Genomic DNA, 1,258 nt, shown 5'->3' with positions numbered 1-1,258 from the left:
GTCACCGCGTAGCGATCCGCTCGCATCAGCACTTCGAAGAAATTGATGCCGGCGGCTGCGATCCGGACCAGAACCTCGCCGGCTCCGGCCGAAGGCACCGGGACGTCGACGACTTCCAGCACCTCGGGGCCGCCGAAGCGGCTGAACTGGACGGTTTTCATGGCAAACTCCGATCGCTATGGCATCGGCCGTCCATTGCCACTATCTGCGCTGTCTCGACTACACACTCATTTGTCCGCTGCTCACCAGGAGGTGACCATGGCCGGCCCGATCAAGAGACTGCCGATGCTGCCGGCGGAACGTGCCTTGAAAGTGATCTCGGGTCGCTGGAAGGCGGTCATCCTCTATTACCTGTTCGATGGTCCCCGGCGACTCTCGTCGCTGAAGGCACTGGTGCCTTCGATCACCCAGAAGGTGCTAATCCAGCAGTTGCGCGAAATGGAGGAGCACGGCCTTGTCCGCCGCAAGGTCTTCGCCGAGATCCCGTCGCGCGTCGAATACTCCGCGACGCCCCTTGGCCTCAGCCTCGAACCCATCCTTCTGGCGCTGTGCGAATGGGGGCAGCACCATGCCGACGAGCTCGACGAGCACGACCGGGTGGCGGACTGCATCATCAGGCCGAGGCAATCCGCGCAGACGGCAAATTGAAAAGGGCGGCGCAAGCGCCGCCCCATATCCCTTGGGAGGATAGTCTCGGGTAGACGGCTCACGCCGCCTTGGCTTCCGCGGTGATCGCGTCGGCGGCGCGTGCCGCCTTGAGCACCTTCGCCCACCAGGCGACGTCGTTGACGAGCGCCGCGGCGGCCTGGTTCAGATGCTCGAGATCCTCAAGCTTCTTCTCGCCCTGGCGAACCGCCAGGAAATCGCCCCAGGCGATATGGACCGCCGACTTGACCGGCGCCATCTGCAGCTCGACGGCGTAGAGGCGGAGCTGCTCGACGGCGCGCGAGCCGCCGACGCTGCCATAACCGACGAAGCCGGCCGGCTTCTTGTTCCACTCGTTGGCTGCGTAGTCGATGGCGTTCTTCAGCACACCCGTCGGGCCGTGATTGTATTCGGCAGCGGTGAAGATGAAGCCGTCGAAGGAGGCGACCTTCTTCTGCCAGCGCTGCGCCACTTCGTTCTGCGACGGCGCCCAGGCGGAGGAAGCGACCTCGTCGAAGAACGGCAGCGGGAAGTCGCGCAGGTCGACGACTTCGACGTCGATATCGGCATGCGCCTTGGCGATCTTGGCGATCCACTCGGTCGGCACGTCGGC

General features: G+C 64.5%; 2 protein-coding genes and 1 pseudogene. 1 reads left to right on the top strand and 2 read right to left on the bottom strand.

Annotated features, from left to right (window positions below; all coding sequences use genetic code 11):
- Positions 1-161 (bottom strand): annotated as a pseudogene (locus EN780_RS41055) (zinc-binding alcohol dehydrogenase family protein); the annotation flags it as partial.
- 97 nt (positions 162-258) lie between these two features.
- Between EN780_RS41055 and EN780_RS34555 the strand changes: the two are divergent.
- Complete coding sequence (locus tag EN780_RS34555) at positions 259-648, top strand: helix-turn-helix domain-containing protein (RefSeq protein ID WP_128276487.1); 390 nt, start codon at positions 259-261, stop codon at positions 646-648.
- A gap of 58 nt (positions 649-706) precedes the next feature.
- On the opposite strand, the gene EN780_RS34550 is transcribed toward EN780_RS34555, so the two are convergent.
- Positions 707-1,258 (bottom strand): NADPH-dependent FMN reductase (locus EN780_RS34550; RefSeq protein ID WP_133372886.1); only part of this gene is annotated, 552 nt, incomplete at its 5' end.

The sequence above is a fragment of the Mesorhizobium sp. M4B.F.Ca.ET.089.01.1.1 genome, assembly GCF_004022605.1.
Classification (GTDB): Bacteria; Pseudomonadota; Alphaproteobacteria; order Rhizobiales; family Rhizobiaceae; genus Mesorhizobium; species Mesorhizobium abyssinicae.
This window is presented reverse-complemented; position numbering and strand designations above follow the sequence as displayed.